The following is a 6,245-nucleotide window of genomic DNA, read 5'->3' on the forward strand; positions in this document are numbered from 1 at the left end:
AGCCCGATGACGTCTTGTGTGCTGGTGGGTGGACCGTGGAACCACGGTCCACCCACCACGGTGGGGACGACTCAGGAAGGGCCGTCCCCAGCGCGGGTCCTACTTGTTGATCTTCGTGACGCGACCGGCGCCCACGGTCCGACCACCCTCACGGATGGCGAACTTCAGGCCCTCTTCCATCGCGACCGGCTGGATCAGCTGGACGGACATCTCGGTGTTGTCACCGGGCATGACCATCTCGGTGCCCTCCGGCAGCGTCACGACGCCGGTGACGTCGGTGGTGCGGAAGTAGAACTGCGGGCGGTAGTTGTTGAAGAACGGCGTGTGGCGGCCACCCTCGTCCTTGGACAGGATGACGACCTGGGCCTCGAACTCGGTGTGCGGGGTGGTCGTGCCGGGCTTGATGACGACCTGGCCGCGCTCGACGTCCTCGCGCTTGGTGCCGCGCAGGAGCAGGCCGACGTTGTCGCCCGCCTGGCCCTGGTCGAGCAGCTTGCGGAACATCTCGACACCGGTGACCGTGGTGCTCTGCTTCTCTTCCTTGATGCCCACGATGTCAACGGTCTCGTTGACGTTGATGATGCCGCGCTCGATGCGGCCGGTGACGACGGTGCCGCGACCGGTGATCGAGAAGACGTCCTCGATCGGCATCAGGAACGGCTTGTCGGTGTCACGCTGCGGCTCGGGGACGAAGGAGTCCACGGAGCTCATGAGCTCCAGGACGGCCTTGGCCCAGGTCTCGTCGCCCTCCAGCGCCTTGAGCGCGGAGACCTTGGTGACGGGGACGTCGTCGCCCGGGAACTCGTACTCGCTGAGGAGCTCGCGGACCTCGAGCTCGACGAGCTCGAAGATCTCGTCGTCGTCGACCATGTCGGCCTTGTTCAGGGCCACGACGATGGCCGGAACGCCGACCTGGCGGGCCAGGAGCACGTGCTCCTTGGTCTGCGGCATCGGGCCGTCGGTGGCGGCCACGACCAGGATGGCGCCGTCCATCTGCGCCGCACCGGTGATCATGTTCTTGACGTAGTCGGCGTGACCGGGGCAGTCGACGTGCGCGTAGTGACGCTCCTGCGTCTGGTACTCGACGTGCGCGACGGAGATGGTGATACCGCGCTCGCGCTCCTCGGGAGCGTTGTCGATGTCCTCGAAGGGCGTGAACGGGTTCAGCTCCGGGTACGCGTCGTGCAGCACCTTGGTGATGGCGGCGGTCAGCGTGGTCTTGCCGTGGTCAATGTGACCGATGGTGCCGATGTTGACGTGCGGCTTAGTCCGCTCGAACTTTTCCTTCGCCACTGGAAGTCTCCTAGACGTACAGAGCTATCTGGGTCCATCCCCGGCCCGGGGGCCGGGGATCGGATTGGTTACGTGTCCGCGACTACTCGCCGCGGACCTTCGCCACAATTTCTTGGGCGACGGCGGACGGAACCTCCGCGTAGGAGTCGAACACCATCGAGTAGTTGGCTCGACCCTGCGTACGGCTGCGCAGGTCACCCACGTAGCCGAACATTTCGGAGAGGGGCACCTGGGCCTTGACGAGGCGGACGCCGGAGCGCTCGTCCATGGACTGGATCTGTCCACGACGGGCGTTCAGGTCGCCGATGACGTCACCCATGTACTCCTCGGGGGTGGTGACCTCGACGGCCATGACCGGCTCCAGGAGAGTCGGCTTGGCCAGCTTGACGGCCTCCTTGAAGGCCATCGAACCGGCGGTCTTGAAGGCCATCTCGGAGGAGTCGACCTCGTGGTACTGGCCGTCCTGGAGCGTCACCTTGATGCCGACGAGCGGGTAGTGCGCGAGCACGCCCAGCTCGGCGGCCTCCTGGCAGCCCGCGTCGACCGACGGGATGTACTCCCGCGGGATGCGGCCACCGGTGACGGCGTTGACGAACTCGTAACCCGAGGAGTCGCCGCTCTCGCTCTCGAGGGGCTCCAGGTCGATCTTGACCTTGGCGAACTGGCCCGACCCACCGGTCTGCTTCTTGTGGGTGTAGGTGTGCCCCTCGACCTTCTTGCGAATGGTCTCGCGGTAGGCCACCTGCGGCTTACCGATGTTCGCCTCGACCTTGAACTCGTCGCGCATGCGGTTGACGAGGACCTCCAGGTGGAGCTCGCCCATGCCCGAGATCACGGTCTGACCGGTCTGGTCGTCCGTGGCGACCTGGAACGAGGGGTCCTCGTCCGCGAGGCGCTGGATCGCGATGCCCAGCTTCTCCTGGTCGCTCTTGGTCTTGGGCTCGATGGCCACCTCGATGACCGGAGCCGGGAAGGTCATGGACTCCAGGACGATCTGGTTCGCCTGGTCACACAGGGTCTCACCGGTCGTGGTGTCCTTGAGGCCCATGACGGCGACGATGTCGCCGGCGCCGACCTCGGGGATCTCCTCGCGCTTGTTGGAGTGCATGCGGTAGATCTTGCCGATGCGCTCCTTGCGGCCCTTGACGCTGTTCAGCACCTGGGTGCCGGCCTGGAGGACGCCGGAGTAGACGCGCAGGTAGGAGAGCTTGCCGAGGTGCGGGTCGCTCACGATCTTGAAGACCAGGGCGGAGAAGGGCTCGTCCACGCTGGGCTTGCGGGAGAGCGCGACCTCCTCGGTCTCGTCCTTGGGGTCGTGGCCCTCGATGGCCTCGACGTCCAGCGGCGAGGGGAGGTAGTCGACGACCGCGTCGAGCAGGGGCTGCACGCCCTTGTTCTTGAACGCGGTGCCGCACAGGACCGGAACGGCCGTACCCGCGATGGTGGCGCGGCGGATCGCCGGGACGAGCTGCTCCAGGGTGGGCTCCTGCCCCTCCAGGTACATCTCCATGATCTCGTCGTCGGCCTCGGCCAGCGTCTCGAGGAACTGCTCGCGAGCCTCACGGGCGGCGTCGACGTGGCTCTCGGGGATGTCGATCGTGTCGTACATCTCGCCGAGCGCGGCTTCCGCGTTCCAGACGTAGGCCTTCATGCGAACCAGGTCGATGACGCCCTTGAAGTCGCTCTCGGCGCCGATGGGAAGCTGGATCGCCATCACGTTGGCGCCCAGACGCTCACGGAACATGTCGACGCAGCGCTGGAACTCGGCGCCGATCTTGTCCATCTTGTTGACGAAGCAGATGCGCGGAACGCCGTAACGGTCGGCCTGGCGCCAGACCTGCTCCGACTGGGGCTCGACGCCCTCCTTGGCGTCGAACACCGCGACGGCACCGTCGAGGACACGCAGCGACCGCTCGACCTCGATCGTGAAGTCGACGTGGCCGGGCGTGTCGATGATGTTGATGGTGCTGTCGTTCCAATGGGTGGTGATGGCAGCCGAGGTAATGGTGATACCCCGCTCCTGCTCTTCCTTCATCCAGTCCATCGTCGAGGCACCATCGTGCGTCTCGCCGAGCTTGTGGTTGACACCCGTGTAGTAGAGAATCCGCTCAGTCGTCGTGGTCTTACCCGCGTCGATGTGAGCCATGATTCCGATGTTGCGGACCTTGGCCAGGTCAAGAACAGTCTTAGCAGCCATGAGGCTCGTCGTCCCTCGGTCTGTTTCGATCCGCCGGCTTACCAGCGGTAGTGCGCGAAGGCCTTGTTCGACTCGGCCATCTTGTGCGTGTCCTCACGCTTCTTGACGGCCGCGCCGAGACCGTTGCTGGCGTCGACCAGCTCGTTCATCAGGCGCTCGGTCATGGTCTTCTCGCGGCGCTTGCGCGAGAAGGAGACCAGCCAACGCAGGGCCAGGGTGGTGGACCGGGAGGCGCGGACCTCGACCGGGACCTGGTAGGTCGCGCCACCGACGCGGCGGCTGCGGACCTCGAGCGCGGGCTTGACGTTGTCCAGGGCTCGCTTGAGGACGACGAGCGGGTCCTGGCCGGTCTTCTCGCGAGCGCCCTCCAGGGCGTCGTAGACGACGCTCTGGGCGATGGAACGCTTGCCGTCGAGCAGCACCTTGTTGATCAGTGCGGTGACGAGCGGCGAGCCGTAGACCGGGTCGGTGATGAGCTGGCGCTTCGGCGCCGGGCCCTTGCGCGGCATGCTTACTTCTCCTTCTTGGCGCCGTAACGGCTACGCGCCTGCTTGCGGTTACGGACACCCTGCGTGTCGAGCGAGCCGCGCACGATGCGGTAACGGACACCCGGCAGGTCCTTCACACGGCCACCGCGCACGAGCACGATGCTGTGCTCCTGGAGGTTGTGACCGATGCCGGGGATGTAGGCCGTGACCTCGATCTGGCTGCTCAGCTTGACTCGGGCGACCTTGCGCAGAGCGGAGTTCGGCTTCTTGGGCGTGGTGGTGTAGACACGAGTGCACACACCACGACGCTGCGGACTCCCCTTCAGCGCCGGGGTCTTGTTCTTTGCGACCTTGTCCTGTCGGCCCTTACGGACCAGCTGCTGGATGGTGGGCACCGCGTCTCCGTCTTCCTCGTGACCTACGCCGGTTCTCGTAGCCGATATCGCTATTGACCTGCTGGATTTCCCGAACCTCCCCGGCCCCCGATGTCGGGCGTGTCGCCTTCGTTCCCACGCATGGCGAAACGGAGCTCACATCCGACCGGCGAGGCCGTTCATGGAAGGGGGTTCACATGCGACGCGCGCCGTGGGTCCTCATCTCGTGGGACCGGGCGCCGCACACGCACGTGTGACCCGTCGACTCACGGGCACAATCACACAGGCTACCGCTTGCCGACAGGGCGGTCAAAACGGTGTGCGACAGGGCGTGAACCGTGGAACCGGTCCTCGCGTAGCCGTGGGTCGCCCCCATTCTACGCGCTCTCGGAGCCGTTTCGCGCCCGGTTCGCCCGACGGGCGGTCGAAGTCGAACGGCCGCCTCCCGGGGGCGTCGTCCCCGGGAGGCGGCCGAGAGGCTACAGCAGGAGCCAGAGGGCGACGGAGATCACCGTCACCAGGATGCCGATCACCGCGAAGACCGTGCCGGTGGTGATCAGGCCGAGCCCGTCCAGCTGCCCGCGGGACTCGCGGATGGCCTTCTTGGCCTTCGGCCCGGTGACCAGCAGCGCCACGAGGGCCGTGACCAGGCCCACGCCCGGCAGCAGCGAGGCCACGCCCAGCCACAGTGTGACGAGCGCCCCCCGCTCGGTGTCGGCGAGGAACTCGATGCTGTCGTAACCGGGGTAGGCGTCGCCGGCCTCGCCGCCCAGGGGACGGTCGTCGAAGCCGGGGAAGTCCTCGGCGATGCGGTCCTTGCGCCGCCTCCTGCCGCCCGCCGGAGCGGCGGGCATGCCGTAGTCGGCCGGGGTGAACCCGTCGTCGTACTCCGACTCCGGGGCGTCGTCGTACTCCGGTTCCGGGGCCTCGTCGTCGTACCGCGACTCGGGGACCTCGTCGTCGTACACGGGGGCCCGGGGGCCGTCGTCGTACCCGTCCTCGACGTCGTCCTCCCACGCGTCCTCCCGAACGGCGTGGGCGTCGAACATCTGGGTCGCCTGGCCGGGGTCCTCCGGGTACCCCTCCTCCCTGGACCGGGCGCGCGTCTGCATGTCGGCGATCGCGCTCAGGGGATCGTCCGAGGCCGGCACCGCGGCGGAGAGCTCGCCGGTGTCGGGGCCACCCCACTCGGCGGTCTCGGGCCGTCCCGTGGAGGACTCCCTGCGGCGCCGCTCCGCGTCCCGGACCACGTCCGGCAGGCGGGGGTCGTCGCGGTCGAAGGCCCAGGTGTTGCCGGTCCCCGAGCCCAGGCCCGAGGGCGACAGCTCGTCGGCGTAGGTGTCCGGCCCGCCGGGGCCGCCGCCGAGTTCGTCGTCGTCCCAGGACCTGCCGCGCCCGCCGAGGGGATCGTCGGAGTCGTCGTGGGGGCGGTCGCTCCAGGCGCCCGCGTCGCGGTCGTCGGTTCCCCAGGACCGGTCGTCGGGAACGTCGGTCCAGGGGGCCGAGCCGCGGTCGTCGTCGGCGGAGCCCCACGCGTCGGCGTCCCGGTCGCCGGAGCCGTCCCAGGGCCGGTCGGCGCCCAGGGGGTCGTCCGTCCCGGGGGTGGGAGCGTCCCACGCGGCCGGACCGCGGTCGAACCCGTCACGTGTGTCCCCGAGAGGCGCGTCGGCGCCCCAGGGCCGGTCGGCGCTCAGGGGATCCGCGTCGCGGGGGCCGCCGTCCCGTGGACGGACACCGGTCAGGGGATCGTCATCGATCCCGGGAGCGTCCCAGCCGGACCTGCCGAACCCGTCCGCGGGCTCGTCGCGCCTGTCGGAACGGCCCGAGAGGGGATCGTCCCCCCACGGCCGCTCACCAAGGGGATCCCGCTCCGGAGCACCACCGGACCACGAA

The 6,245-nt window shown here is 68.2% G+C and carries 4 protein-coding genes and 1 pseudogene; all 5 read right to left on the minus strand.

Annotated elements, in window-relative coordinates:
* Positions 1–99: 99 nt before the first annotated feature.
* Complete coding sequence (gene tuf, locus D455_RS0124835) at positions 100–1,293, minus strand: elongation factor Tu (protein WP_017573378.1); 1,194 nt, start codon at positions 1,291–1,293, stop codon at positions 100–102.
* Positions 1,294–1,375: 82 nt separating this feature from the next.
* The gene (fusA, locus tag D455_RS0124840; RefSeq protein WP_040685110.1) at positions 1,376–3,490 is read right to left on the minus strand and encodes an elongation factor G; all 2,115 of its coding nucleotides are present in this window, start codon (positions 3,488–3,490) and stop codon (positions 1,376–1,378) included.
* A gap of 38 nt (positions 3,491–3,528) precedes the next feature.
* Complete coding sequence (gene rpsG / locus D455_RS0124845) at positions 3,529–3,999, minus strand: 30S ribosomal protein S7 (protein ID WP_017573380.1); 471 nt, start codon at positions 3,997–3,999, stop codon at positions 3,529–3,531.
* 2 nt (positions 4,000–4,001) lie between these two features.
* The gene (gene rpsL / locus D455_RS0124850; protein WP_013156106.1) at positions 4,002–4,373 is read right to left on the minus strand and encodes a 30S ribosomal protein S12; all 372 of its coding nucleotides are present in this window, start codon (positions 4,371–4,373) and stop codon (positions 4,002–4,004) included.
* A gap of 458 nt (positions 4,374–4,831) precedes the next feature.
* Positions 4,832–6,245: pseudogene (locus D455_RS34310) on the minus strand (hypothetical protein); the annotation flags it as partial.

It is taken from the genome of Nocardiopsis halotolerans DSM 44410 (genome assembly GCF_000341065.1).
In the GTDB taxonomy this organism is placed as follows: domain Bacteria; phylum Actinomycetota; class Actinomycetes; order Streptosporangiales; family Streptosporangiaceae; genus Nocardiopsis; species Nocardiopsis halotolerans.